The following is a 23,006-nucleotide window of genomic DNA, read 5'->3' as shown; positions in this document are numbered from 1 at the left end:
AATCGCGGAAACCGGGCTGGATTCGACGCCGCTGGCAGTGTAACACGCGCTCCGAAGTCATCCTGTTGCCTCATTTGGGCAACAGGTAGCTGGACCACACGGCACGAAGAAGCCGGTCCCCGGGATCATTTGAGAGGAAAGTGCACCATATGACGATCAACGCGTACCGCCTTTCGGTGCTGGCCGCAGGCGTGGTCGGCGTTCTGGGCGCCGGGCTTTTCACCGCCTCGGCTCAACAACAGCCGCAGATCCCGCAGGGCTGGTTCAAGGCCTGCACCAAGCAGGAAGACGTCGACATCTGCAATGTGCAGAACATCGTCACCGCCGGCAACGGCCAGCTCGTCACCGGCGTCAGCCTGATCGAGCTCAAGGGCAAGGTGAACCGCAAGGTCTTCCAGGTCACGGTCCCGACCGGCCGCCTCGTGCCTCCCGGCATCGGCCTGCAGATCGATGGCGGCAAAGCGCAGAAGCTTGACTATGTGATCTGCTTCCCGGATCGTTGCGTCGCCGAAGTGCCGCTGACGGACCAACTCGTGGCGTCTTTCAAGAAGGGTCAGGCGATCTCGCTGACCTCGATCAACTTCCAGAACCAGCCGAACCCGATCAAGATCGCGCTCACCGGCTTCAGCGGCGCTTATGACGGCCCGCCGCTGCAGCAGTCGGATATCGAGGACCGGCAGAAGAAGCTGCAGGACTTCGTTGCCAAGAACAACCAGGATTTCGCCAAGAAGCTCAAGGACGAGCAGGACAAGGCCAAGACCGCGAACTGATCGCGCAATCGTGTTTCTCGGACAAAAAAGCGGGGCATTCGCCCCGCTTTTTTGTTACCTCAAGGCCACTGCATTCAATGCTTCGAATGGCGCTTCGGCTCGTAGCGGCCGTCCGGCAGCTTGTCGAACATCTCGCCGATCTGCGGATGCCGCACCGGCTCGCCCGACCGGTCCTCGAGCAGGTTCTGCTCGGACACATAGGCGATGTACTCGGTCTCCGAATTTTCCGCCAGAAGATGGTAGAAAGGCTGGTCCTTGCGCGGACGCACGTCGGCCGGAATGGCCTCGTACCATTCATCGGTGTTGGCGAATTCGGGGTCGACGTCGAAGATCACGCCGCGGAACGGAAACATCCTGTGGCGAACTACTTGCCCGATCGAGAATTTGGCCGTTTTCATCGCACTCACCACTCAGGTTCCGAGGCGCCTTTCGTGGCCGCGCACAGGGCGCCTAAGACCTTGAATTTACACGTCAGGTAGCCAAAAATCGACCCCGACTTTCGGCTTGGGCCTATTTGGCGCAGGCGCTGCCGCAATTCAATAGCCGCGGTCCATGCTGCAAGCCACGGATGGGCTGCGCGTAAGGTTTCGCGGGCGGCGTCGAAAAAACGCGGCAAGTAGCCTCTAACGCCCGGCCGGTTTGCGCAGGCCGCCGGCAATGGCGCGAAAGCCGCTGCCCGGCCGCAATCCCTCGCGCATGAAGAAAGCCCGCAGCGGCGCGAAGCTGCCGAGCGCATTGAGGCCGGCACTGCGCGCCAGCTGTGCGGGCAGCATGTCGGACAGCAGCGACATGTTGAGCAGGTTCACCGCGCCGCTGCGCGCCCATATGTCGGGCCGGCGCCTGGTGTCATAGGCAGCAAGACTCCTGCTCGACCCCGGATCGTCGCGGTTTTCACTGGCGATTCCAATCAGATCGTCGATGTCCCTGATGCCGAGGTTGAGCCCTTGGGCGCCGATTGGCGGAAACACATGCGCCGCCTCGCCGACGAGCGCGACGCGATTTTGCGCGAACCGGGCGGGCGAAGCCGCCGACAAAGGATAGATTTGGCGACCCGGCTCGACCGAGACCCGGCCAAGCATCGACTGCATCTGCTGCTCGATACGCTCCGACAGGGTTGCATCATCGAGCGCGGCAAGCTCTTGCGCCGTCTCCGGCTTCACGACCCAGACAAGGCTCGAGCGCCTGCCGGGCAGCGGCACCTGGGTGAATGGGCCTGTTTCGGTATGGAATTCGGTCGAAACGAAGCCGTGGTCGCCGCGGTGGCCGAAATTGAGGACAAGCGCCGACTGCGGATAAGGCCGCGCGAAAGCGCGAATGCCGGCGGCTTCCCGCGCTGGAGACAGGCGCCCGTCGGCGGCGACCGCCAGAGATGCCGACACCCCGCTGCCGTCGGCCAGCCTTGCATGGGCAAGGTCGGCGTCGAGGCTCCAGGATTCGACCGTGGATTTCAGCCAATGAATGCCGTCATGAGCCGAAGCCGCCTTGGCGAGGACCGGAACAAGGGCATTGTTCGGCAGATTGAGGCCGAACTGTTCCTCGCCAATCTCGCTGGCGCGGAAGGTCACGGTTGGGCTGCGGATCAGTCGCCTTGTGGCGTCGACGATGCGCATCACCTTGAGCGCTGCCGCCTGAGGCTTGAGTTCGGCAAGTACCCCCAGCCGATCGAGCACTTTCAGGGCCGGATTCATGAGCGCCGTGGTGCGGCCATCGGTGGTGTTGGCCTCGGGACCGACCAGCGTCACCTCAAAGCCAGCCTGGGCAAAGCCGAGCGCCGCGATCAGGCCGGCCGGACCGCTGCCGGCAACCAGAATGCGGGCCTTGTCGTTATGCTCCACGTTAGGCTTCCATGATGAGAGGCGACCCGTCGGGCCTTAATCCAGGATATAGGTCAGACCGGCCGGCTTGATCAACGCGGCGATTCAGCCCATTCGACTGCCATGAGCGGCGAGCAGCACGATTTCAGCCATCTCGACCGCGCCGGCCGCGCGACGGCGGGCGTGGCGCGCAGTCCGCGCTTTGTGGTCACGCTCACGGTGGGCGTCGCCATTGTCCTTGCATGGTTGCTTCTCGGGGCGATGGCGATCCGCGGCGCTGAAGCCAGCCTTGCCGGCAGGCCCGGCGATATGCTGCTGAAGAATCTCCCGAGCCTGCCTTTGCCGGACTTTCTCGAGCGGTTCTTCGCTCTCTGCCTTGCGCCAGCGCAGCTTGCCGGCCCGGCCGGCCTGCAAGCGCCGGCGCTTGTGCTGATGTGGTTCCTGATGGCGGTGGCCACGATGCTGCCTTCGGCCGTGCCGCTGATCCGCACCTATTGCGAAATTGCCGACACGGCGAGGATCAAGGGCGAGCCGGTTGTTCATCCGCTGGCGCTCGTTGCCGGATACCTCGCCACATGGCTTGGCGCGTCCGTGGCTTTCGCCGCGCTGACGCTCGCAGTCTACGCTTTTGCCGGTTCCGGCCGGATCCTCGATCCCGCAGTCGGTATTGCCGGCGCCGCGGCGCTGCTTGTTGCAGGCCTTTATCAATTCAGCGGCCTCAAACAAGCGTGCCTCGAAAAATGCCGCAACCCGTTCTCGATCCTGTTCGCCAATTGGAGCGCGAAACCAAGCCGAATCTTCCGGCTTGGACTGGAGCAGGGCGTCTGGTGCCTCGGCTGCTGCTGGGCGCTGATGCTGGTGATGTTCGCCGTCGGCGCGATGAACGTCTTCTGGATGGCGCTGATCGGCCTGTTCACCCTGATCGAAAAACAGACCGCCGGCAGGGTGGCCAGCCGGGTTGCCGGTACGATACTGCTTGTGTGGGCGGTAGCCCTGCTATTAGTTTCGGCGTAAGGGGAGAATTCGATGACCGACCAAAGCTGGGCGATGAAAGGGGAGCTGGTACTCTCCTGCAATTGCACGGTTTTCTGTCCCTGCGTGCTGTCGCTCGGCAGCCATCCGCCAACCGAGGGTTACTGCCAGACCTGGGCCGGCTTCCGCATCGATGCGGGCCATTTCGGCGAAGTCGACCTTTCGGGTCTCAATCTCGGCCTGATCATGGAAATCCCCGGCTATATGAGCCGCGGCAACTGGACCGCCGGCCTGTTCATCGACAAGCGGGCGTCGGTCTATGCGGTTAAGGCGCTGACCAAGATATTCACCGGCAAGGCGGGCGGCACCACCTCGCTGCTGTCGATCCTTGTCGGAAAATTCCTCGGCGTCGAGCAGGTGCCGATCACCTACGAGACGCGTGACAGGACGCGCGTCTTCCAGATACCGAAGATCATCGATGGCGCGGTGACGCCGATCCCCGGCAAGGACCGCGAGAAGGACACGGTGATCACCAATTCCGAATATTGGATCGCGCCGGAAATCATCGTGGCGAAGTCCGACAAGAGCAAGATGCGCGCCTTCGGCCGCAACTGGAATTTTGCCGGCCGCTCGGCCGAAATCTGCAAGCTGGACTGGCGGGGACCGTGAGCAAGAACACAACGGCCAGGAAAGCGGCGAAGAAGATCGCGCAGCGGATCCCGTTGCCGAAGAAGAAGGTGACGTGGCCGCAGGCGCGCGCGTTCTCCGTGCACTTGCTCACCGCGTCGGGATCGTTCCTGGCCTTTCTGTCGCTGGTGGCGGCCAGCGAGGAACGCTGGACGGCAATGTTCTGGTGGCTCGGGTTGGCACTGTTCGTCGACGGCATCGACGGGCCGATCGCCCGCAAGCTCGAGGTCAAGGAAATCCTGCCGACATGGTCGGGAGAACTCCTCGACAACATCATCGACTACGTCACCTACGTGCTCATCCCGGCCTTCGCACTCTATCAGCGCGGCTTCATGGGCGAGAATCTCTCTTTCCTGTCGGCGGCCATCATCGTCGTTTCCAGCGCGATCTACTATGCCGACACCGGCATGAAGACGAAGGAGAACTTCTTCAAAGGATTCCCGGTCGTCTGGAACATGGTGGTGTTCACGCTCTTCGTCATCGAGCCGGGGCAATGGGTATCGTTCGCCGTGGTGGTGGTTGCCGGCATTTTGACCTTCCTGCCGATCAACTTCATCCATCCGGTGCGCGTCGTGCGGCTGAGGCCGGTCAATCTTGGCATGACGCTCTTGTGGTGCGCCTTCGGCGCGCTGGCGCTGGCGCAGGCAGCGCTTGCCGCCTTCTACGATAAGATCGGCGTGCTGGGAGAACAGGTCAGCGACTTCACCAAGATCGGCATCACGATCACCGGCCTCTATCTCGCCTGCATTGGGGGCGTCATGCAGATGTTTCCCAATCTGGGCGCCAGAAAACCCTGATCCTGGATCAGGATATTTTTGGTCGAATGGTCATCCTGACCTAGCTATCTATCGGCGCATGATCTTTCGAACATCGGCGCTCCTTTTGGGGTCATGCTCCAGTCTACGTATCCTTCAGAGAGTTGAGCGATGTCCAAGGCAATCCGCATCCACGCCCATGGCGGCCCCGAAGTCCTGGCCTATGAGGATGCCGATCCCGGCCAGCCGGGAGAAGGCCAGATCCTGATCCGGCACACGGCCATCGGCCTCAACTTCATCGACGTCTACCACCGCTCGGGGCTTTACCCGCCACCCGGCGGCTTCCCGCTGATCCCGGGCGGCGAGGCAGCGGGCGTCGTGCTGGCGCTCGGCACCGGCGTCGACTGGCTGAAGCCCGGCGACCGTATCGCCTATGCAGTCAATGTCGGCGCCTATAGTGAGCAGCGCGTGATCGCAGCCGACCGCGTGGTCAAGGTGCCGGACGGCATCAGCGACGAGCAGGCTGCGGCGATGATGCTGAAGGGCATGACGGCGGAATATCTCTTGCGCCGTACCTTCCCGGTCAAGGCCGGCGACACGATCCTCTACCATGCGGCGGCCGGCGGCGTCGGCCTGATCCTCGGCCAATGGGCAAAGCATCTCGGCGCGACGGTTATCGGCACCGCGAGCTCCTCCGACAAGATCGAGCTCGCCCGGGCGCATGGCTTCGATCATGTCATCAACTACAAGGAGCAGGATTTCGTCGCCGGCGTCGCGGCGCTCACCGGCGGGAAGAAATGCGACGTCGTCTACGATTCCGTCGGCGCCGACACGTTTCCCGCCTCGCTCGATTGCCTGCGGCCGCTCGGCATGTTCGTCAGCTTCGGCTCGTCGTCGGGACCGGTCCCGCCTTTCCCCATGTCGCTTCTCGCGCAGAAAGGCTCGCTCTATGCGACCCGGCCGACGCTGTTCGTCTACAACGCCAGACGCGAGGATCTGGTGAGGTCGGCCGAAGCGCTTTTCGACGTGGTCAAGAGCGGCGCCGTCGCGATCAAGATCAACCAGCGCTATGCGCTGAAGGACGCAGGAAAGGCGCAAGCTGATCTCGAAGCCCGCAAGACGACGGGCACGACCGTTCTCATTCCTTAAGTCAGCTGCCCTGTTTTTCAGCGACTTGCCGTGCCCGAAGGCACGGCTTGCCTGAAAAGCGCTGCGGATTTGCCGCTGTTCTCAAGAGGTCTATCTTAGCCCTTGAGTTTCCGCTGAAATTCTTGAAGCTCTTTCAAGTTGGGTGCTGCTTTCCGATGGGAGCCGGCCGCGCATACCATGCTTTCGGGAACACAGAACATATCCGGTAAGCCGGATGGGAGGCACTGTGAGTGCAAATCATGACAGGTCGAACCTGCTTGAGGTTCGTGGTCTTACCAAGATTTTTGGCTCGCTGACGGCGTGCGATCACATCGATCTCAACATCGCGAAGGGCGAGATCCACGCGCTGCTCGGCGAGAACGGCGCCGGCAAGTCGACGCTGGTCAAGATGCTGTTCGGCTCGCTCGAGCCGAACGCGGGCGAGATCTTCTGGGACGGCAAGCCGGTCAAGATCACCAGTCCGGGCGTGGCGAAGAAGCTCGGCATCGGCATGGTGTTCCAGCATTTCTCGCTGTTCGAGGCGCTGACGGCGGCCGAGAACATCGCGCTTTCGCTCAATGACGGTTCGCCGATCAGCACCATCGCGGCAAAGGCGAGGGCGCTTTCCTTCAGCTATGGGCTGCCGCTCGATCCGGACTCGCTGGTTGGGGACCTCTCCGTCGGCGAACGCCAGCGCATCGAGATCATCCGCTGCCTCCTGCAGACGCCGCAGCTCATCATCCTCGACGAGCCGACCTCGGTGCTGACGCCGCAGGAGGCCGACAAGCTGTTCGAGACGCTGGAACGGCTGCGCTCGGAGGGCAAATCGATCCTCTACATCTCGCACCGGCTGGAAGAGGTCAAACGCATCTGCGACAGCGCTACCGTGCTGCGTCACGGCAAGGTGGTCGGCCACTGCAACCCGCGGCAGGAGACGGCCGCATCGCTCGCCCGCATGATGGTCGGCAGCGAGGTGAAGGCCGTGGAGCGCGCGCCGGCTGAAGGCATCGAGACCGCGCCGGCCTTGCTGGAAATCCGTGGGCTGACGCGCAAGCCGGCGACGCCCTTCGCCATCCCGCTGAAGAACATCAATCTTACAGTGCGCGCCGGCGAAGTGATCGGCATCGCCGGCGTTGCCGGCAACGGCCAGGGCGAGTTCTTCGAATCCGTCTCCGGCGAAGTGCTGCAGCAGGACGCGGGTTCGGTGCGCATCCGCGGCAAGGACGTCGGCGCGCTCTCCATCACCGGCCGGCGACTGATGGGCGCCGCCTTTGTGCCGGAAGAGCGCCTGGGACACGGCGCCGCCCCGCGCATGAAGCTTTCGGAGAACCTGCTGCTTTCGCGTCACGCCACCGACGGCAAGGCTTTCGTCGGCTCGGGCGGCATGGTCAAGAACAGCACCGTCTACAGCGCCGCCCAGCGTATCATCACCGCCATGGACGTTCGCAAGAGCGCGCCCGATCCGGAGGCGGCCGCGCTGTCGGGCGGCAATCTGCAGAAATTCATCGTCGGTCGCGAACTCGACCGCAAGCCGAGCGTCATGGTCGTCAACCAGCCGACCTGGGGCGTGGACGCAGGTGCGGCCGCTCGCATTCGCCAGGCCCTGATCGAGCTTGCCCGCAGCGGCTCCGCCGTCCTGGTCATCAGCCAGGACCTCGACGAATTGTTCGAGCTGTCGGATGCGATCGCGGTCATGCACAATGGCGATCTGTCGAAGCCGCTGCCGATCGCCGAGGCGACTTTCGAGAAGATCGGCCTCCTGATGGGCGGCGCCGAGCCCGGCCACGCCGAACACAGCCTGGAGATGGCATGATGCGCATCGAACTGGTCAAACGTCCGCAGCGCTCGGCGCTGTTTTCGGTGCTGTCGCCTTTCATTGCCTTCGCGCTGACGATGATCGCCGGCGGCATCATGTTCGCATTGCTCGGCGTCAATCCGCTGGATGCGTTCAACATCTATTTCATCCAGCCGATCAGCGAAGTCTGGCAATTGCACGAGCTGGCCATCAAGGCGGCGCCGCTGATCCTGATCGCTGTCGGCCTGTCGGTCTGCTACAAGGCCAACATCTGGAACATCGGCGCCGAAGGCCAGTTCATATTCGGCGCGATCTTCGGCTCGATCATCCCGGTGCTGTTCCCGCAATTCGAAGGCCCGCTGGTGATCCCGCTGATGCTCCTGCTGGGCATGGTCGGCGGCGCCTTTTACGCATCGATCCCGGCGTTTTTGAAGACGCGCTTCAGCACCAATGAGATCCTGACCAGCCTGATGCTGGTCTATGTCGCGCAGCTTTTCCTCGACTGGCTGGTGCGCGGCCCATGGCGCGACCCGGAAGGCCATGGCTTCCCGCAGACCATCCAGTTCGGCGACTCGGCCGTGCTGCCCGAACTGATGCCCGATGCCGGCCGCGCCAATTGGGGCTTCGTCTTCGCGCTGGTCGCTGCAGTTGCGATCTGGCTGATGATGAGCCGCATGCTCAAGGGCTTTGAAGTGCGCGTGCTGGGTTCCAGCCCACGAGCAGGGCGCTTTGCCGGCTTTGGCTTCAACAGGATGGTGTTCTTCACCTTCCTTCTCTCCGGCGCGCTGGCCGGCCTTGCAGGCATCTCGGAAGTTTCCGGCGCCATCGGCCAATTGCAGCCGGTGATCTCGCCCGGCTATGGCTTCACCGCCATCATCGTCGCCTTCCTCGGCAGGCTCAATCCGCTCGGCATCGTGGCCGCGGGCCTTGTGCTGGCGCTGACCTATCTCGGCGGCGAGGCGGTGCAGAGCGCGCTCGGCATCTCCGACAAGGTGGCGCGCGTCTTCCAGGGCATGCTTTTGTTCTTCGTGCTCGGCTGCGACACGCTCATCCACTACCGCATCCGCCTGATCGGCATGGCGCTGACGAAGGCGAATGGCACGGCGCAACTCGAAGCGGCGCCCAAGCTCGAGGAGGCCCGCTGATGGACATCACCGTCAACATCCTTTTGACCATCGCGACCGCCGCGACGCCGCTGCTGATCGCGGCGATCGGAGAACTTGTGGTCGAACGCTCGGGCGTGCTCAATCTCGGCGTCGAGGGCATGATGATCATGGGAGCCGTCGGCGGCTTCGGCGCCGGCTACCTCACCGGGTCACCGTGGATCGGCCTGCTTGCCGCGATCATCGTCGGCGCGCTGTTTTCGCTGCTTTTCGCCGTCATGACGCTGTCGCTCGCGACCAACCAGGTGGCGACCGGCCTGTCGCTGACACTGCTCGGCCTCGGCCTCTCCGGCATGATCGGCACCAGCTTCGTCGGCCAGCCGGGCGTCAGGCTGCCCAATCTCGATATTCCGGTGATCAGCTCGATCCCGGTCGTCGGCAGGCTGATCTTCGGCCAGGACCCGGTGTTCTACATTTCCATCGCGCTGACCGCGGCGGTCATGTGGTTCCTGTTCAGGACGCGCACCGGCCTTACGCTGCGCTCCATCGGCGACAGCCATACGTCGGCGCATGCGCTCGGCATCAAGGTCATCCGCTACCGTTATTTGGCGGTGATCTTCGGCGGCGCCTGCGCCGGCCTTGCCGGCGGTCATCTGTCGCTGGTCTACACGCCGCAATGGGTGGAGAACATGAGCGCGGGGCGCGGCTGGATCGCGCTGGCGCTGGTGGTGTTCGCTTCCTGGCGACCGTGGCGGGTGCTGGCCGGCGCCTATATCTTCGGCGCGGTGTGGATCGGCCAGCTTCATGCACAGGCTTTTGGCATTCCGGTGCCGTCGCAGTTTCTTTCTTCGCTACCCTATCTGGCAACCATCGTGGTTCTCGTTCTAATCTCGCGCAACAAGCGGCTGACGATGATGAACACGCCGGCTTCGTTGGGGCAGCCATTCGTTCCGGATCGTTGACGACAACAAAAAGACGGGAAGCTCCAAGGCTTAACTCAGAGAGGTAACACTATGAAAAAACTGCTTATTGCGTTGATGACAACTGCCGCGGCGCTGTCGGTCGCGGCAACCGCCGAGGCGGCCGACAAGCTGAAGGCCTGCTGGGTCTATACAGGCCCGATCGGCGACTTCGGCTATTCCTACCAGCACGACCAAGGCCGGCTCCAGGTCGAGAAGGCACTCGGCGACAAGGTCGAGACCGCTTATCTCGAAAACGTCTCGGAAGGCCCCGACGCCGACCGCGCCTTCGAGCGCCTGGCGCGCGAGAAGTGCAAGATCATCTTCGGCACTTCCTTTGGCTTCATGGACGCCGAGGTGAAGGTCGCCAAGAAATTTCCCAAGGTGATGTTCGAGCATGCCACAGGCTACAAGACCGGCAAGAATCTCGGCATCTACAACGCCCGCTTCTATGAAGGCCGCTACGTGCTCGGCCAGATCGCGGCCAAGGAATCGAAGAAGGGCCTTGCCGGCTACATCGTCTCCTTCCCGATCCCGGAAGTGGTGATGGGCATCAACTCCTTCATGCTCGGCGCGCAGTCGGTCAATCCCGACTTCAAGGTCAAGATCGTGTGGGTGAACTCCTGGTTCGATCCGGGCAAGGAGGCCGACGCCGCCAAAGCGCTGTTCGACCAGGGCGCCGACATCATCGTGCAGCACACCGATTCCACTGCGGCGCTGCAGGTCGCCGAGGAGCGCAAGCTGCATGGCTTCGGCCAGTCCTCCGACATGATCAAGTTCGCGCCGAACGCGCAGCTGACCGCGCTCACCGACGAGTGGGGTCCCTACTATATCAGCCGCGTCCAGGCCGCGCTCGACGGCACCTGGAAGCCGGACAATGTGTGGCTCGGCATCAAGGACGGCGCCGTCAAGCTCGCGCCCTTCACCAACATGCCCGACGACGTCAAGGCGATGGCAGAGGCGACCACGAAGAAGATCGCCGGCGGCTGGAACCCCTTCACCGGACCGGTCTCCAAGCAGGACGGCTCGCCCTGGCTGAAGGACGGCGAGGTTGCCGACGACGGCACGCTGCTCGGCATGAATTTCTACGTCAAGGGCGTCGACGACAAGCTGCCGCAGTAAGCTGCAAGTTACTGATGTCAAAAGGAAAGGGCGCCGCGCGGCGCCCTTTCTCATTCGGTGTGCCTTCGCGTTCGAGGACGATCAGACGGCCGATCCATAAAGATCGTAGGCGTCGGCGCGGTCGATCTTGACGGTGACGATCTCGCCGGCGCGCAGCGGGCGGCGCGACTGGATGTGCACAGAGCCGTCGATCTCCGGCGCGTCGTATTTGGTGCGGCCCTTGGCCGATGTGCCGTGCGCCTCGTCGATCAGCACCGGCAGGCGCTTTCCGACCTTCTTGGCCAGCTGCGCGGCGGAAATCTTCTGCTGGCGCTGCATGAAACGATGCCAGCGCGCTTCCTTGACCTCCTGCGGCACCTGCTCAAGACCGAGATCGTTGGAGCGCGCGCCCTTGACCGGCTCGTATTTGAAGCAGCCGGCGCGATCGATCTTCGCTTCGTCCAGCCAGTCGAGCAGCATCTGGAAATCGTCTTCGGTCTCGCCGGGGAAACCGACGATGAAGGTCGAGCGGATGGCGAGATCGGGGCAAATCTCTCGCCAGCCGCGGATGCGGTCCAGCGTCCTTTCGCCATGCGCGGGGCGCCGCATGTTCTTCAGCACCTGCGGCGAGGCATGCTGGAAGGGGATATCGAGGTAGGGGAGGATCTTCCCTTCCGCCATCAGCGGAATGACATCGGCGACATGCGGGTAGGGGTACACATAATGCATGCGTATCCAGATGCCGAGCTTTCCGAGCTCCTCGGCAAGGTCGAGGAATTTCGCCCGCACCTCGCGATCGCCGAACGTCGATGTCTGGTACTTGATGTCGACGCCGTAGGCGCTCGTGTCCTGCGAGATGACGAGGATTTCCTTGACGCCGGCCCTGGCGAGTTTTTCCGCCTCGCGCAGCACATCCGCCGCCGGCCGCGAAACGAGATCGCCGCGCAGCGCCGGGATGATGCAGAAGGTGCAGCGGTTGTTGCAGCCCTCGGAGATCTTCAGATAGGCGTAGTGGCGCGGCGTCAGCTTCACGCCCTGCGGCGGCAAAAGGTCTACATAGGGATCGTGGCTGGGCGGAGCCGCCTCGTGGACCGCCGCCATCACGCTCTCATAGGCCTGCGGCCCGGTGATCGCCAGCACATTGGGATGCTTCTCGCGGATGACCTCAGGCTCGGCGCCTAGGCAGCCGGTGACGATGACGCGGCCGTTTTCCGAAAGCGCGGAGCCGATGGCGTTGAGCGACTCGTCGCGAGCGGAATCGAGGAAGCCGCAGGTGTTGACGACGACGAGGTCGGCGCCGTCATGCTTGCGGGCGATCTCATAGCCTTCGGCGCGCAGCCGCGTGATGATGCGCTCGGAATCGACGAGCGCTTTCGGACATCCAAGACTGACGAAGCTGACGCGTGGGGCGGACATAAACTTGTTTTCCAAGAGGTGATGGCGAGATCGAGGGTTGAGCCTCAGGCTTCTGAAGGTCGATCTACGGCGCGGCTTTGAGCCATTCGCGCGGCGCAATAGCACGCTTCGGCGGAGAAGCAAACTGCCGTCGACAGGACAAGAGGTGGGCGTCAGACGTCCGCCCTGAGGAGCGCTAATGGCTGTCCGATCCGAACCATGGCGCCAGGAAGGCAAAATGGTCGGGAAACTGCTGCACGGCGCCTCCGAGAAGCATGTTTATCGCGACATACAAGATGATCAGCAGGCCGACATAGGCGATCCAGCGATATCTATGCAGGAGGCGCGCGACAAAGGATGCGGCAAAACCCATCAGCGCGATCGATAGGGCCAGCCCGATGATCAGCACCGTCGGATGCTTCATGGCGGCGCCCGCGACGGCAAGCACATTGTCGAGCGACATCGAGACATCGGCGATCACGATCTGCCACGCGGCCTGCGAGAATGTCTTGCGTGCACCCTTGCCGGCGACAGATCCGTCCTTGTTGTAATCGCTGTTCGACAGCGCTTCGGTCGCGTCACGCTCGTCGTCATGGCTGACGCGCAGTTCGCGCCACATCTTCCAGCACACCCACAGAAGCAGAAGGCCGCCCGCGATAAGCAGCATCGGGCCGATGCTCAGCAGCCATTGCGTGATGAGGGCGAAGATGATGCGCAGGACCGTGGCCGCGGCGATGCCGACAATGATGGCGCGCTTGCGCTGATCAGCCGGAAGGCCGGCGGCCGCGAGGCCAATTACAATTGCGTTGTCGCCGGCGAGCGCGAGATCGATTGCGACGACCTGGAGGAGAGCTGAAAGGCCTGCGGCAGTGAATATTTCCATAGACTAGAAATCCCTTGCCTGAAATGCCGGGTCGCCCAATACCCAGACGGCCCTAAAGACATGGTTCACCGGCGTCAAGACGCAGGTTTGGACATCGCCGGAAAACGGCGCCGCCAGCGCTAACCCTCAACGATTTCGGGTGTTCACCGGTCAGGCGGACGGGCGCAAACTAGTCATAGAGATTGTATTTGGCCCAGTCGGACTCCGGGATTTCATCGCCGATCTTGTAGCGGAACTGCAGCACCTGCATGTGGTCCGGCCCGGTCTCGCATTTGAATGTCAACCGGTACCATTGGCCCTTGCTGCGGAAGGCGGCGCCCGAGCTCTTGATGGCATCGGCACTCATCTGCGGCGTGGCAAAGGCGTAGGCCACGACGCGGTCGGCCTTGTAGTTGTGATCGTCTTGGCTGATCCGGTCGAGCACTTCGGCGTCGCAGCGCTGCTCGAGGCGGGTTTCGGGATCGAGTTTCATCAGGCCGGCGCGCAACGCATTGTCCATCGCCTTGGCCGGCAAGACCGGCGCCAACGACGCCAGAACCATCAGGCTGAGCTTTTTCATGGGCGCGAGAAGCAGCATGTTTTGTCCGAGAAATCAAATAAACGCTGCTTCACCAACGGTTGACCGTCATGCCTCGGCGTTCGGGGCCGCTTCGGTCCAAATTGGGTTCGAAAACCTCCATGTCCGCCGCCTTCGACGGCAAGTTCGGCGCCGGCTTGCAGAGCTATGGCGCTGATGTCGGTTTCAAGCTAGCCTGGGGAGGACGGCGCCGAGATTCACTTGAAAGCCGATGATAGCATCTGGCGGAGGGAGTGCCCGCCGTTCCGCCGTTTCTACCGTCTTTATTGCCAATAACCCATTGTAATTGCCGATAAAGTTAATAAAGTCACGTTTGCGGTTATGGCAACGGGACTCGGAAAATGGCTCGACACAAGCTTTCTGAAGCCGGCTTGAAGCGCATCGACAAGGCCGGTGTCTACAGCGACGGCGACGGGCTTTTCCTGCGCATCAGGAAGGGCGGCAGTCGCCAATGGTTCTTCATCTACAAGCGTGACGGCAAGCGATCTGAGCTCGGCCTGGGAGGCTATGGACAGGGCACGGCGCCGGTCTCGCTCGTTCTGGCGCGGGAGAAGGCCGAAGTGCTACGCCAGCGCCTTGCTCGTGGCGAAGAGCTGCGGGTCGAAGCCAAACCCACACCGCGCGTCATCACCTTCGAACACTGCATGGACGAATTGCTGAAGGCGAAGGCAGGGAACTGGAAAAACGCCAAGCACAAGGCGCAATGGGAAATGACCCTGAAGGAGTACGCCAAGCCGCTCCATGCCCTTCCTGTGGCCGATATCACCCTCGGCGACGTCAAGGAATGCCTCCTGCCACACTGGCAAGAGCGGCCAGAGACGGCCGACAGGCTGCGTTCGCGTATCCAAGCGGTGATCGACTACGGGATTGCCCATGAATGGCGCACAGCAGGCAATCCGGCCCGCTGGCGCGGGTTGCTCGACAAGGTGATGCCTGAGCGTCAAAAACTATCGCGCGGCCATCATGCGGCGCTCGCCTACGACAAGACGCCGGCGATGATGGCGAAGCTGCGCGAGTCGACCGGGACCGCGGCGAGAGCGGTCGAGTTCGTGACGCTCACTGCTGCCCGATCCGGCGAGGCTCGAGGCGCAAAAAATTTCTGAAATCGACGTGAAGGCAAAGACGTGGACCGTTCCCGCCGAACGCATGAAGGCCGGCAAGGCTCATGTCGTGCCGCTCGCCGATCGCGCGCTTGCCATCGTGGAAGTGATGCGGCAACGCGCAACGTCCGACCTGATCTTCGCCGGCGATGTGGAAGACCGGCCGATATCCGACACAGCAATGACGAAGGCTCTGCGGCTTGCCTCGCCCGACAAGGCCGCGACGCTGCATGGCCTTCGAAGCTCTTTCCGCGACTGGGCAGGGGACAAGACCAATTTTGAAGAGGATGTCGCGGAAGCCGCCCTGGCTCACACCATCCGCGACAAGACCAAGGCGGCATACCGGCGGGAATCAGCGCTGGAGAAGCGGCGGGAGTTGATGACGGCTTGGGAGGCTTACTGCAATGGATGAACAGCCTATCGCCCTGGCACACGAAGTGGCCGACGCCCTTATCCTTTGGAACCGACATAAACAATTGGTGACCGAGCTTGCCGCCAGCCAAGGCGACGAATTGGCGGCCCTGCGCGCTATCCGTCGATACCTCAGCGAAACCGTGCCGAGCCATGAAAGCATCATGCCAATCATGCGGCTCGTGCATCGTCTCTACGACGAGAAAATGAAGGCAGCAGGCCGGAAGTCGAATGCATCAAAACCGGCAGAAAGCTTCGCTCCGATGGCGTGGCTTGCAGCATCTGTGACAGCCTTACACAGCCGCAAGCAAATGAGCATTGACGATGCCTTGTCGCAGATCTCGCGCGCTGCAAATGTCGACCGACGGGAGCTAAAGAGCTTCCGCAAAAATGTCGTAAGCGAAGTCCTCGCCGAGGATACTGTCGCTGGATACAAGCTCTGCCTGCGCGAGATCGAAGGGATGACAGAGACGGAGTTTGATGGCGAGATACTTCGATGCTCAGAGCTCGCCGGCAAATATCTTAAATAGGCCTGTCGTTTTAATCTGAGGCCTGGTGCAAATGAGAAGCCGTTCAACAGGGACGGCAAGGTTAGCCGTTCCGCACGAGAAAGGAACGGCACATGGACACCCCAGCACTGATATCCCTGAATGAGGCGTGCGCGCTTACCAGCCTCAGCCGCACCGCCATCAATTCCCGCCGAGCGGCCGGCGAGTTTCCCGCTGCCATCGCGCTCGGGCCGAAACGCATCGCGTTTGTCCGCGCCGAGGTTCTGCAGTGGATATCGGATCGCATCTCTGCATCCCGCCAGCGGGAGGCCGCATAGATGGAGCAGATCGACCTCGAACCCGACGAGGCGGTGACGCTCGCGGCCGAATGGCTGCGCAAGCACCGCAACGACCCGCGCGATCGCGCAATCGTGCCCGACCTGAAAACCCGCTTCGGCATCAGTGCCATCCAGGCTTGTGAGGCGATCAGGCTCTCTCGGCAGGGAGGCGCCAATGTCGGCACCTGAAATGGAAGAACCCGCCGCGGACCAGGCGACGGGCTCTTTAGGAGAGCCAACTAGCGGGGACCAGGTTGACCGGTATCAAAATACCGCAGTTGCTGCATTTCATCAACAGGCGCGGCTTGCCGAGCTTGAAGCGCGCCGCGATCAGCTCGTCGCCGAAAACGCTGGCCTGAAGGCGCGCGCCAAGAAGCTCGGCGACATGTTCGAGGAATGGCGCCGCGGCGGCTTCCAGGAAGTCATCCGCGGCAAGGACGAGGTGATCCGCGTCTTGAGGACCAGGGTCGAGCGAGAAATCGCCGACGGAGCATCGTGGCGCCGATCGGCCGAGTTCTTCCGCGCGATTGCGGAGCGCCGGCCATGAGGATCAAGACACGAAAGGAACTGTTTTCGAAGGTCTCGCCGAGCCTGTGGCGGTCGAAGCGTTTCATTGGGCTTTCGAGTGACCGCGCCAAGCTCTTGCACCTGTACTACCTGACCTGCAGGCATCAGAACTCTGCAGGCTGCTACCACTTGCCGGAAGGGTATGCGGTGGCCGATCTGGGTTGGTCACTGGAGGAATACCGCACCGAACGGAAAGCCCTCCAGGCGGCCGATCTGATCGCCTACGACGACGACACCGAAGAGGTGTTTGTCCGCGGCTGGTATGTGCATTGCCCGCCTCAAAACTCGAACCATGCCGCCGGCATCATCTCGCGCATCGCCGAGATCGAGAGCGACGCCATCGGCGAGATCCTGGAGGCCGAATTCACAGAGGCCAACAAGGGACGATGGGCGACGAAAGCCAAGAAAATGGTGGCCGAAAATCCTCAGACTGCGGATGGCGAAGATGAAAACCGCAGCCCGTTTTGAAACCCTATCGAAAGCGTCCGCATACCGTATCGAAACCGTATGCCAATACGAAGATGCAGATGAAGATGCAGACGTAGAAGGCAGAGCGCAAAAGAAAAAGAAAAAGCAGACGTCAAAGGAAGAGCGCAGACGACAGACCCAGATGAAGACTTTCCTTCCGGGCGTTCTTAGCGCTTCCTCCGCGCACGCGCGCGAGGACATGGCGGGGGGAGGTTCACAATCCACCCGGCACCAGGGCCAGGACCGCTGGGCTCAAAAAAACGCGCGAAACCACATTGATGTTCTGAGACGGTCAATCTGGCTTCGCCTACCGGGGCGGGGCATTGCCTTTCCGGGCTCGCTTCCGGGCGGAACCCGCTGGGCAATCGGCCTGCGCAAAAGCGTAAGAATTCTGATTTTCGCGGCGAGCGTCGGAATCGTCCTGGCCGGCATCATGGGGCTGTTGCCATGAGCGGCGCCGAACGGATGCGCAGGCACAGGCAGCGACTTCGCCAAGGCCGGATGCCGCTTGTGGTCGACGTGCCTGAGGTCGAGCTGACTGAGTTCCTGGCCCGTGTTGGCTATCTCAACTGCCAAACCGAAGATCGAGCAGCGCTCCGAAAAGCAACTGAACGGTGGATAGCGGACGCGACCAGTGCGGCTGCCTACGAATTAGTGACGGCGTCACGTCGCGCGCTTTTGCGACGCGCTATTGGTGATTCATGACCGACAATCGCAACTTCCGCGCCGTCCTCAAATCAAAGCTCAAATTCCTGGGCGGTGCCGAGCATTACGTCACCGGTATCGCCTCGACGGCCAGCCTCGACGCTCACGGCCATGTGCTTCACCCAGAGGGCGCAAAGTGGGATGCGCTTCCTCTTGAACTGCTTCGCGAGCACAACCGGGATCAGCCCCTCGGCCATGTCGTCGAACTGAAGGCAACTAAGGCCGGTTTGAGGTTCAAGGCTCGCATCGACTCGGCCGACGCCTGGGCCGACATGCAAGCGGGCTGCCTACGTGGGGTCTCGGTCTCATCGAAGCCGATCGACTTCGATCGCATCGATGGCAAGATGATTTGGAACGAATGGAAGATCTTCGAGATCAGCCTTTGCGAAGTGCCGGCCAACGGCGATGCTCGGATCGATGGCTATGAATTCGTGCCGGCGCCAGGCGTCGACAAAGTGGTGGAAAAAGCCACGAAGCCGGCAGAGATACCAGAGTATAGTAGTAAGGGCCTCATGGGAGCGCTTCATCCTGAACAGATTGAACGCCTTCACGCTCTTGCTCGCGAGCAGATCAGGGCGATTTTTAACGAGGAGCAAAAAGAGAACCCCAAGCCAGTTCAGTACACGCAGGGTGTTCACGACGGGATTTTAGGTGCGCTCGATCTGGCGCTCGGTTTGGCTCTCGAGGGGACAAAGGCAAGCCAGGTTCGGCTGGACCAGCTTCAACAGCGTGTCGCTGAACTCGAGGCCGGGATCGTGGTGGGCAACCAATATCGCGGAGTTTACCAGCGCGTCCAAGCCTACAACGCTGGGGATTTGGTCACCTGCGACGGCGGCATGTGGCACGCAAATTCGTATGCGCCGGCCGGTATCGAACCTGGCAAGAACCCGTCCGTTTGGCAACTTTGCGCCAAGAGCAGCGAGGCACCACTCAGCCAAAGGGACACAGCCGGCAAGCGCATTGCGTCGGGTGAACCCAGGGCGAAGCAAAAGATCGAAATCACAACGGTCACGAAGCACGACAGCGCGGGCAGAGTCCTCGAGATGCGAAAACAGGTCGTTGAAGAATGACCGAGACCAAGCCGCGAAAGACACCTATGAGCCGAGCGCCGCGCGACCGGGCCGACGTCGACGCGATCGGAGCGAAGTTGTTCGGTGCCGCCCGTTGGTCAAAGCACCGGGCCAATCTCGACCGCGAGGCCGACAAGCGCCGAAAGCGCGACCACAAGGAGGACGGCAATGGACAAGGATGACCTCTGCATTCCGGCTGATCTCGTCGAGGACATCGAACGGCTGACACAGGCAAACATGCGGCGCTTCCTGCCGCGGTTGGCGCTTGCCCTTGGCCGCGAGCCGAAAGAACGCGAGGTCGACTTGATGCATGCAGCGATATTCCGGCACTTCGCCGAGCCGCATCAAGTCGCGCCGCCCGACGGGCTGCTGAACTAGGGATTGGTCCACGATGACGCGCCGCATCTGGATCATCGGCGACGGCTGCGCGAGTTCCCTCCGCTCTCGTTGCAGCCGTCGCCAACCACAACCAGGGGGCGTGGGTCAAAAATCGAAAATGAACGCCGTGGGGCGCAACCGCCTGGGGCTCATTCGCAGTTTGCACGCGCGCGCCGAGAAAACTCCAGAAATCCGGTTTTGTGAGGTAAACCACTGATGGCGAAGCGAGGCAGACCAAGCCGGGCCGTGGCATCGAAGCGGGCTTTGAAAGGCGTCGATCTCGCTGCTATCGATCCTCTTGAGGTGTTGCGCTCGATCGCCGCCGACACCAGCGCTCCGGCCAATGCTCGACTGCAGGCAGCCCGCACGCTTTTGGCACATGGCGGCAGGGATGAAGAGGAAGGCGACCAGACCGAACTCGACGCCGTTTCCCAGCGTGCTCTGCGAATTCTTCAAGGCGGCCGCAAATGAACCGCCGTGAGGACTGTGCCATTCCGATCGTTGAGACCTATCGCGGCGTTGGTCTGCACGATTGCCAAAGCGAGGCGCGGCTTGCGGTGGTTCGGGGTGAGATCGACAAGGTGTTCGCGCTGGATGACCTAGACCAACTCGTTGAGGTGTGCAGCAACGTCCGTTGGTCACCGGAATCGAGGTTGTTGGCCGCGGCCAAGCTGAAAGCAACGCACCAACTTGCGGCCGAGGACAGGAAGTCAAGGCCACGCTTCGATATCAGCTACGTCGACGCCTGCACCGCGGGACTGAACAGCCGCTATTGGCGAAGCCCGTGGCACTTCGGCAGCTTGCTCGACCCTGGCCGCGCGCCTGGCGAAGCTGGCCCGGTGCCAAGGCCGGTGCCGCTGGAGGATGACCGGACATGAAGGCGGTTTGCATCAGCCTTCCTTGCTACACCGCCCGGATTCACGTCGACACGTTCCTATCGATCCAGGCGGCGCGCGACGTGCTTATCAAGGATGGCTGGCACGTCCAGACACAGGTGCTCACAGACACCGCAACGATCGGCACCGTGCGCGACACTCTTGTCGCCGGCTTCCTCGAAACCGACGCCAGCGACATGATCATGATCGATGACGATCTCACCTTCCCGCCTGACGCATTGCAGCGGCTATTGGCGCACGATGTCGATCTCGTCGGAGGAATCTATCCGTTTAGAAGTGACGCCGGCGGCTTCGCCTATGGCCGCCTGGACGACAGTTTGCCTGACCCCGACACCGGTTTGTTGCGAGTGGCCGTCGGCCTGTTCACGCAAGAAGCCCGTGACATGCCGGACGGCACCAGGCGCCTGTTCAGCGAAGACTATAGCTTTTGCCTTCGCTGGGGCGATCTCGGCGGCGAGGTCTATGCCGATGCAAGTCTCGAGTTCGGCCATATCGGCCGGAAGGAGTTTCGTCGGGGCAGTCTCGCGGCTTATCTCAACCTCACCAGCGCATTTCCCGCCACATCGAAGGATGAACAATGACAAACATCCCCTCGATCCTCCCAAGGATGCCCGATTACTGTCGTCGCAAATGGGGGGCAGATTTCCTCGTCGCAGATGAGTCCAGCAATCTTTCTGTCGGCTATACCGCGTCAAGCTATTCGGCAGGCACAAAGTCGAGCGGCACGTTCACGCCCGATCCGGCGAACGGCGGCTTTCAGCATGCCACCAATGGCGGCGCTCACACGCTTGCGCCGCCTTCGACAGGTAGCGGCGATGCCGTTTCGGTCGTCCTGGATTACACCAACAACGGCTCGGCCGGCGCTATCACGACCTCAGGCTTTACCAAGGTCACCGGCGACGCTTTCGACATCACCAATGGTCACAAGTTCCGGTGCTTTATGACTGTCGGGAATGCCGGCTCACTTCTGAACGTCGTGGCGATGCAATGACCTTTCCGTTCCCGATCTCGCCCAACGTTGTAGCCGCGCCTACAACGGACCCCTATTTCGCCAACGTCGTCCTCTTGCTGGGCTTCGAAGGAACCGATGGCGCCACGTCGACCACAGACGAGAGCCCGTCGGCGCATACGATGACCGCCAATGGCGACGCGCAGATCGACACGGCGCAGTTCAAATTCGGAGCGTCATCGTCACTGTTTGATGGTACGGGCGACTATTGGAGCGCCGGCACCAGTTCCGATTGGAACCTCTCGACCGCGAATAGCGACCAATTCACCATCGAGTTCTTCATCAGGCCGCAGGGCAGCCCGACAGGCACGTTCGGCGTGCTGGGTAAGGGCGGTGCCGATTTCTTCCATCTGGGCTGGTGGGTGGAGCTGTCTGACCTGAAGCCGAGGCTGCAGTTTTCCGTCGACGGCGGCCCTGGCGGCAGTATCGTTAGCGTGGCCGGTGGATCGACCGCACTGTCTCAATCGGTGTTCAGCCATGTTGCCATCGACAAGGACTCGTCTGGCAAAATCCGCATCTACATCAACGGCGCGATGAACACGAGCGCGACGCCTGCCAACTCCGTTTTCTTCAATGCGTCATACCAACTTGAAATCGGCCGCACCGGCGCCATCGGCACGCTTATGAACGGTTGGTTGGACGAGGTGCGCATTACCAAGGGCGTGGCGCGCTACGCGTCGGACGGCGGCTTCACGGCGCCGAGCGCCGCTTTCCCCAGGAGCTGAAAATCCATGACGTTGATGTTCGGCGAAACTCCCGTCCCTTTCATTGTTGCGTGGACTGGCGAGGGGCGAAAATCGTTCTCGGATCCCGGGAAGGATGGCAGGCGCGAAATGTGCCAAGGCGATGCGCCTGGCGCCGGCCGGCCGAGGTTCGGAGCCGTTCATTGGCAACGTCAGAGGCAGGCGATCACCAGAGGCCTGTGCCAACTGTGCGGCAAGTCGCTGACGGCCTCCACCAAGGTCAGCCTGGCGCCGCAATTGCTATCCTGCGAGCCGATGCTGCACCGCCGATGCGCGGCAGAGGCCATTCCTCTTTGCCCTCATCTGCAGAAGTTCGACTGGTCAGCGCCGGACGGGATCAAGCAGGTTCTCGCCTACACCACGGCGCTGATGACCTTCGCTCATTATCCAGAGGACGAAGTAGCGGCACTTCTCGGCGATGACACAGGCATCGATCCATCCCGCATCATCGGCCATGCCCAAATCAAGATCACCAGATGGAAGTCGCGCAGCGTTGAATGGCTGATGGCGGAATGAAGGACCACGAGCTTATCGAGCGGCCCGGCCGCGGCTGGACACCTTGGAAAGATGGACCTGGCGAGTTCGAGATCGACCGCGTTTGGTGGATGGCTATTCGCCTGCACCATCCCAAGCTGAACACCACGACCTATTGGGACGGCAGCACGTTGGTCGGCCTGGAGCATTGGGGCTACCGCGGCGAAAAGTGGACCATGAAAAAGCCGCCGGCCAATCACCCACCGCTGCCCGAGGTGTACAAGCGCGAACGTGAGCGCGAGCAGCAGGAAGCGCTCGATCGGGTGCGCATTGCCGCCCAGGCGCGGATGCTGGCCCAAATTCAGGCCAGCGGGAAGCGCCAGAGCACGCCGGACGAATTTCCGGTTTAGGAGAGCGGCT

The 23,006-nt window shown here is 62.0% G+C and carries 32 protein-coding genes; 27 read left to right on the top strand and 5 right to left on the bottom strand.

All coding sequences use genetic code 11. The features are described 5' to 3' along the window. Positions 1 to 149 precede the first annotated feature (149 nt). Positions 150 to 770: an invasion associated locus B family protein gene (locus EN862_RS22610; protein WP_127868064.1), complete on the top strand. Its 621-nt coding sequence runs from the start codon at positions 150 to 152 to the stop codon at positions 768 to 770. Positions 771 to 844: 74 nt separating this feature from the next. On the opposite strand, the gene hspQ is transcribed toward EN862_RS22610, so the two are convergent. Together hspQ and EN862_RS22600 are read right to left on the bottom strand one after the other, a co-directional pair. Then, the gene (hspQ, locus tag EN862_RS22605; protein WP_189401302.1) at positions 845 to 1,168 is read right to left on the bottom strand and encodes a heat shock protein HspQ; all 324 of its coding nucleotides are present in this window, start codon (positions 1,166 to 1,168) and stop codon (positions 845 to 847) included. A gap of 225 nt (positions 1,169 to 1,393) precedes the next feature. Continuing rightward, complete coding sequence (locus EN862_RS22600; RefSeq protein ID WP_127868062.1) at positions 1,394 to 2,605, bottom strand: UbiH/UbiF family hydroxylase; 1,212 nt, start codon at positions 2,603 to 2,605, stop codon at positions 1,394 to 1,396. A 102-nt stretch (positions 2,606 to 2,707) separates the two neighbouring features. On the opposite strand from EN862_RS22600, the gene EN862_RS22595 reads away from it, so the two are divergent. The 8 genes from EN862_RS22595 to EN862_RS22560 all read left to right on the top strand — a co-directional run bounded on the left by EN862_RS22595 (position 2,708) and on the right by EN862_RS22560 (position 11,105). Beyond that, positions 2,708 to 3,598 carry a DUF2182 domain-containing protein gene (locus tag EN862_RS22595; protein ID WP_127868061.1) on the top strand — a complete coding sequence of 297 codons (891 nt, stop codon included), beginning with the start codon at positions 2,708 to 2,710 and terminating at the stop codon, positions 3,596 to 3,598. Between the two features lie 12 nt (positions 3,599 to 3,610). Further along, positions 3,611 to 4,225: a DUF1326 domain-containing protein gene (locus EN862_RS22590; protein ID WP_040982853.1), complete on the top strand. Its 615-nt coding sequence runs from the start codon at positions 3,611 to 3,613 to the stop codon at positions 4,223 to 4,225. Beyond that, complete coding sequence (gene pcsA, locus EN862_RS22585; RefSeq protein ID WP_127868060.1) at positions 4,222 to 5,040, top strand: phosphatidylcholine synthase; 819 nt, start codon at positions 4,222 to 4,224, stop codon at positions 5,038 to 5,040. The genes EN862_RS22590 and pcsA overlap by 4 nt, the downstream gene beginning before the upstream one ends. 129 nt (positions 5,041 to 5,169) lie before the next feature. Next, positions 5,170 to 6,147: a quinone oxidoreductase gene (locus tag EN862_RS22580; RefSeq protein WP_127868059.1), complete on the top strand. Its 978-nt coding sequence runs from the start codon at positions 5,170 to 5,172 to the stop codon at positions 6,145 to 6,147. A 214-nt stretch (positions 6,148 to 6,361) separates the two neighbouring features. Further along, positions 6,362 to 7,939, top strand: a complete 1,578-nt coding sequence (locus tag EN862_RS22575; protein ID WP_189401299.1) for an ABC transporter ATP-binding protein — start codon at positions 6,362 to 6,364, stop codon at positions 7,937 to 7,939. Beyond that, positions 7,936 to 9,066, top strand: coding sequence for an ABC transporter permease (locus EN862_RS22570; RefSeq protein ID WP_127868057.1), 1,131 nt, complete (start codon positions 7,936 to 7,938; stop codon positions 9,064 to 9,066). The genes EN862_RS22575 and EN862_RS22570 overlap by 4 nt, the downstream gene beginning before the upstream one ends. After that, positions 9,066 to 9,986 (top strand): ABC transporter permease, encoded by a 921-nt coding sequence (locus EN862_RS22565; RefSeq protein ID WP_127868056.1) that lies wholly within the window; start codon positions 9,066 to 9,068, stop codon positions 9,984 to 9,986. The genes EN862_RS22570 and EN862_RS22565 overlap by 1 nt, the downstream gene beginning before the upstream one ends. A 51-nt stretch (positions 9,987 to 10,037) precedes the next feature. Then, entirely contained in the window at positions 10,038 to 11,105 is a 1,068-nt protein-coding gene (locus tag EN862_RS22560) for a BMP family ABC transporter substrate-binding protein (RefSeq protein ID WP_127868055.1), read from the top strand. 81 nt (positions 11,106 to 11,186) lie between these two features. Here EN862_RS22560 and rimO read toward each other — a convergent pair whose 3' ends face one another. The 3 genes from rimO to EN862_RS22545 form a co-directional block, all read right to left on the bottom strand. Continuing rightward, positions 11,187 to 12,500, bottom strand: coding sequence for a 30S ribosomal protein S12 methylthiotransferase RimO (rimO, locus tag EN862_RS22555; protein ID WP_127868054.1), 1,314 nt, complete (start codon positions 12,498 to 12,500; stop codon positions 11,187 to 11,189). A gap of 175 nt (positions 12,501 to 12,675) precedes the next feature. After that, a complete protein-coding gene (locus tag EN862_RS22550) occupies positions 12,676 to 13,362 on the bottom strand; it encodes a TerC family protein (protein WP_127868053.1) in 687 nt (228 codons plus the stop codon). A 169-nt stretch (positions 13,363 to 13,531) separates the two neighbouring features. Beyond that, on the bottom strand, positions 13,532 to 13,939 hold the full coding sequence (locus EN862_RS22545; RefSeq protein ID WP_127868052.1) for a DUF930 domain-containing protein: 408 nt from the start codon (positions 13,937 to 13,939) through the stop codon (positions 13,532 to 13,534). A gap of 341 nt (positions 13,940 to 14,280) precedes the next feature. Between EN862_RS22545 and EN862_RS22540 the strand changes: the two genes are divergently transcribed. The 18 genes from EN862_RS22540 to EN862_RS22460 all read left to right on the top strand — a co-directional run bounded on the left by EN862_RS22540 (position 14,281) and on the right by EN862_RS22460 (position 22,996). After that, entirely contained in the window at positions 14,281 to 15,042 is a 762-nt protein-coding gene (locus EN862_RS22540; RefSeq protein ID WP_245519669.1) for an integrase arm-type DNA-binding domain-containing protein, read from the top strand. A gap of 7 nt (positions 15,043 to 15,049) precedes the next feature. After that, on the top strand, positions 15,050 to 15,451 hold the full coding sequence (locus EN862_RS36960; protein WP_245519668.1) for a tyrosine-type recombinase/integrase: 402 nt from the start codon (positions 15,050 to 15,052) through the stop codon (positions 15,449 to 15,451). After that, entirely contained in the window at positions 15,444 to 15,980 is a 537-nt protein-coding gene (locus EN862_RS22535) for a hypothetical protein (RefSeq protein ID WP_127868051.1), read from the top strand. Before EN862_RS36960 ends, EN862_RS22535 begins: the two co-directional genes overlap by 8 nt. Before the next feature lie 92 nt (positions 15,981 to 16,072). Beyond that, positions 16,073 to 16,276 carry an AlpA family phage regulatory protein gene (locus EN862_RS22530; protein WP_127868050.1) on the top strand — a complete coding sequence of 68 codons (204 nt, stop codon included), beginning with the start codon at positions 16,073 to 16,075 and terminating at the stop codon, positions 16,274 to 16,276. Beyond that, entirely contained in the window at positions 16,277 to 16,465 is a 189-nt protein-coding gene (locus tag EN862_RS22525; protein WP_127868049.1) for a hypothetical protein, read from the top strand. Continuing rightward, positions 16,452 to 16,823 (top strand): hypothetical protein, encoded by a 372-nt coding sequence (locus tag EN862_RS22520; RefSeq protein WP_127868048.1) that lies wholly within the window; start codon positions 16,452 to 16,454, stop codon positions 16,821 to 16,823. The genes EN862_RS22525 and EN862_RS22520 overlap by 14 nt, the downstream gene beginning before the upstream one ends. Then, the gene (locus EN862_RS22515) at positions 16,820 to 17,311 is read left to right on the top strand and encodes a hypothetical protein (protein ID WP_127868047.1); all 492 of its coding nucleotides are present in this window, start codon (positions 16,820 to 16,822) and stop codon (positions 17,309 to 17,311) included. The genes EN862_RS22520 and EN862_RS22515 overlap by 4 nt, the downstream gene beginning before the upstream one ends. After that, a complete protein-coding gene (locus EN862_RS22510) occupies positions 17,289 to 17,762 on the top strand; it encodes a hypothetical protein (protein WP_127868046.1) in 474 nt (157 codons plus the stop codon). The genes EN862_RS22515 and EN862_RS22510 overlap by 23 nt, the downstream gene beginning before the upstream one ends. A 250-nt stretch (positions 17,763 to 18,012) precedes the next feature. Continuing rightward, entirely contained in the window at positions 18,013 to 19,086 is a 1,074-nt protein-coding gene (locus EN862_RS22505) for an HK97 family phage prohead protease (RefSeq protein WP_127868045.1), read from the top strand. Next, positions 19,083 to 19,268, top strand: coding sequence for a hypothetical protein (locus EN862_RS36295; RefSeq protein ID WP_127868044.1), 186 nt, complete (start codon positions 19,083 to 19,085; stop codon positions 19,266 to 19,268). Before EN862_RS22505 ends, EN862_RS36295 begins: the two co-directional genes overlap by 4 nt. Continuing rightward, positions 19,255 to 19,464, top strand: coding sequence for a hypothetical protein (locus tag EN862_RS22495; protein WP_127868043.1), 210 nt, complete (start codon positions 19,255 to 19,257; stop codon positions 19,462 to 19,464). Before EN862_RS36295 ends, EN862_RS22495 begins: the two co-directional genes overlap by 14 nt. A gap of 264 nt (positions 19,465 to 19,728) precedes the next feature. Then, a complete protein-coding gene (locus EN862_RS22490) occupies positions 19,729 to 19,935 on the top strand; it encodes a hypothetical protein (protein WP_127868042.1) in 207 nt (68 codons plus the stop codon). Next, positions 19,932 to 20,342 carry a hypothetical protein gene (locus EN862_RS22485; RefSeq protein WP_127868041.1) on the top strand — a complete coding sequence of 137 codons (411 nt, stop codon included), beginning with the start codon at positions 19,932 to 19,934 and terminating at the stop codon, positions 20,340 to 20,342. Before EN862_RS22490 ends, EN862_RS22485 begins: the two co-directional genes overlap by 4 nt. Further along, entirely contained in the window at positions 20,339 to 20,941 is a 603-nt protein-coding gene (locus tag EN862_RS22480; protein WP_127868040.1) for a hypothetical protein, read from the top strand. Before EN862_RS22485 ends, EN862_RS22480 begins: the two co-directional genes overlap by 4 nt. After that, positions 20,938 to 21,351: a hypothetical protein gene (locus tag EN862_RS22475; protein WP_127868039.1), complete on the top strand. Its 414-nt coding sequence runs from the start codon at positions 20,938 to 20,940 to the stop codon at positions 21,349 to 21,351. Before EN862_RS22480 ends, EN862_RS22475 begins: the two co-directional genes overlap by 4 nt. Next, a complete protein-coding gene (locus EN862_RS22470; protein WP_127868038.1) occupies positions 21,348 to 22,094 on the top strand; it encodes a LamG domain-containing protein in 747 nt (248 codons plus the stop codon). Before EN862_RS22475 ends, EN862_RS22470 begins: the two co-directional genes overlap by 4 nt. A gap of 6 nt (positions 22,095 to 22,100) precedes the next feature. Next, a complete protein-coding gene (locus EN862_RS22465; RefSeq protein ID WP_127868037.1) occupies positions 22,101 to 22,628 on the top strand; it encodes a hypothetical protein in 528 nt (175 codons plus the stop codon). Then, positions 22,625 to 22,996, top strand: coding sequence for a hypothetical protein (locus EN862_RS22460; protein WP_127868036.1), 372 nt, complete (start codon positions 22,625 to 22,627; stop codon positions 22,994 to 22,996). The genes EN862_RS22465 and EN862_RS22460 overlap by 4 nt, the downstream gene beginning before the upstream one ends. Positions 22,997 to 23,006: the final 10 nt, after the last annotated feature.

It is taken from the genome of Mesorhizobium sp. M2E.F.Ca.ET.219.01.1.1 (genome assembly GCF_004016445.2).
In the GTDB taxonomy this organism is placed as follows: domain Bacteria; phylum Pseudomonadota; class Alphaproteobacteria; order Rhizobiales; family Rhizobiaceae; genus Mesorhizobium.
The sequence above is the reverse complement of the archived record's forward strand: the minus strand, read 5'-3'. Positions and strand labels throughout refer to the sequence as shown.

Excerpts from the sequence above, each read along its gene's own strand:
- EN862_RS22535 (WP_127868051.1), top strand. The coding sequence starts at position 15,444 with ATGGATGAACAGCCTATCGCCCTGGCACACGAAGTGGCCGACGCCCTT.
- EN862_RS22545 (WP_127868052.1), bottom strand. The coding sequence starts at position 13,939 with ATGCTGCTTCTCGCGCCCATGAAAAAGCTCAGCCTGATGGTTCTGGCG.
- EN862_RS22525 (WP_127868049.1), top strand. The coding sequence starts at position 16,277 with ATGGAGCAGATCGACCTCGAACCCGACGAGGCGGTGACGCTCGCGGCC.
- EN862_RS22515 (WP_127868047.1), top strand. The coding sequence starts at position 16,820 with ATGAGGATCAAGACACGAAAGGAACTGTTTTCGAAGGTCTCGCCGAGC.
- EN862_RS22485 (WP_127868041.1), top strand. The coding sequence starts at position 19,932 with ATGAACCGCCGTGAGGACTGTGCCATTCCGATCGTTGAGACCTATCGC.
- EN862_RS22510 (WP_127868046.1), top strand. The coding sequence starts at position 17,289 with ATGAAAACCGCAGCCCGTTTTGAAACCCTATCGAAAGCGTCCGCATAC.
- EN862_RS22580 (WP_127868059.1), top strand. The coding sequence starts at position 5,170 with ATGTCCAAGGCAATCCGCATCCACGCCCATGGCGGCCCCGAAGTCCTG.
- EN862_RS22575 (WP_189401299.1), top strand. The coding sequence starts at position 6,362 with ATGGGAGGCACTGTGAGTGCAAATCATGACAGGTCGAACCTGCTTGAG.
- hspQ (WP_189401302.1), bottom strand. The coding sequence starts at position 1,168 with ATGAAAACGGCCAAATTCTCGATCGGGCAAGTAGTTCGCCACAGGATG.
- EN862_RS22505 (WP_127868045.1), top strand. The coding sequence starts at position 18,013 with ATGACCGACAATCGCAACTTCCGCGCCGTCCTCAAATCAAAGCTCAAA.
- EN862_RS22560 (WP_127868055.1), top strand. The coding sequence starts at position 10,038 with ATGAAAAAACTGCTTATTGCGTTGATGACAACTGCCGCGGCGCTGTCG.
- EN862_RS22595 (WP_127868061.1), top strand. The coding sequence starts at position 2,708 with ATGAGCGGCGAGCAGCACGATTTCAGCCATCTCGACCGCGCCGGCCGC.
- EN862_RS22590 (WP_040982853.1), top strand. The coding sequence starts at position 3,611 with ATGACCGACCAAAGCTGGGCGATGAAAGGGGAGCTGGTACTCTCCTGC.
- EN862_RS22530 (WP_127868050.1), top strand. The coding sequence starts at position 16,073 with ATGGACACCCCAGCACTGATATCCCTGAATGAGGCGTGCGCGCTTACC.
- rimO (WP_127868054.1), bottom strand. The coding sequence starts at position 12,500 with ATGTCCGCCCCACGCGTCAGCTTCGTCAGTCTTGGATGTCCGAAAGCG.
- EN862_RS22550 (WP_127868053.1), bottom strand. The coding sequence starts at position 13,362 with ATGGAAATATTCACTGCCGCAGGCCTTTCAGCTCTCCTCCAGGTCGTC.
- EN862_RS22565 (WP_127868056.1), top strand. The coding sequence starts at position 9,066 with ATGGACATCACCGTCAACATCCTTTTGACCATCGCGACCGCCGCGACG.
- EN862_RS22610 (WP_127868064.1), top strand. The coding sequence starts at position 150 with ATGACGATCAACGCGTACCGCCTTTCGGTGCTGGCCGCAGGCGTGGTC.
- EN862_RS36295 (WP_127868044.1), top strand. The coding sequence starts at position 19,083 with ATGACCGAGACCAAGCCGCGAAAGACACCTATGAGCCGAGCGCCGCGC.
- EN862_RS22570 (WP_127868057.1), top strand. The coding sequence starts at position 7,936 with ATGATGCGCATCGAACTGGTCAAACGTCCGCAGCGCTCGGCGCTGTTT.
- EN862_RS22480 (WP_127868040.1), top strand. The coding sequence starts at position 20,339 with ATGAAGGCGGTTTGCATCAGCCTTCCTTGCTACACCGCCCGGATTCAC.
- EN862_RS22540 (WP_245519669.1), top strand. The coding sequence starts at position 14,281 with ATGGCTCGACACAAGCTTTCTGAAGCCGGCTTGAAGCGCATCGACAAG.
- EN862_RS22460 (WP_127868036.1), top strand. The coding sequence starts at position 22,625 with ATGAAGGACCACGAGCTTATCGAGCGGCCCGGCCGCGGCTGGACACCT.
- EN862_RS22470 (WP_127868038.1), top strand. The coding sequence starts at position 21,348 with ATGACCTTTCCGTTCCCGATCTCGCCCAACGTTGTAGCCGCGCCTACA.
- EN862_RS22520 (WP_127868048.1), top strand. The coding sequence starts at position 16,452 with ATGTCGGCACCTGAAATGGAAGAACCCGCCGCGGACCAGGCGACGGGC.
- EN862_RS22495 (WP_127868043.1), top strand. The coding sequence starts at position 19,255 with ATGGACAAGGATGACCTCTGCATTCCGGCTGATCTCGTCGAGGACATC.
- EN862_RS22475 (WP_127868039.1), top strand. The coding sequence starts at position 20,938 with ATGACAAACATCCCCTCGATCCTCCCAAGGATGCCCGATTACTGTCGT.
- EN862_RS22465 (WP_127868037.1), top strand. The coding sequence starts at position 22,101 with ATGACGTTGATGTTCGGCGAAACTCCCGTCCCTTTCATTGTTGCGTGG.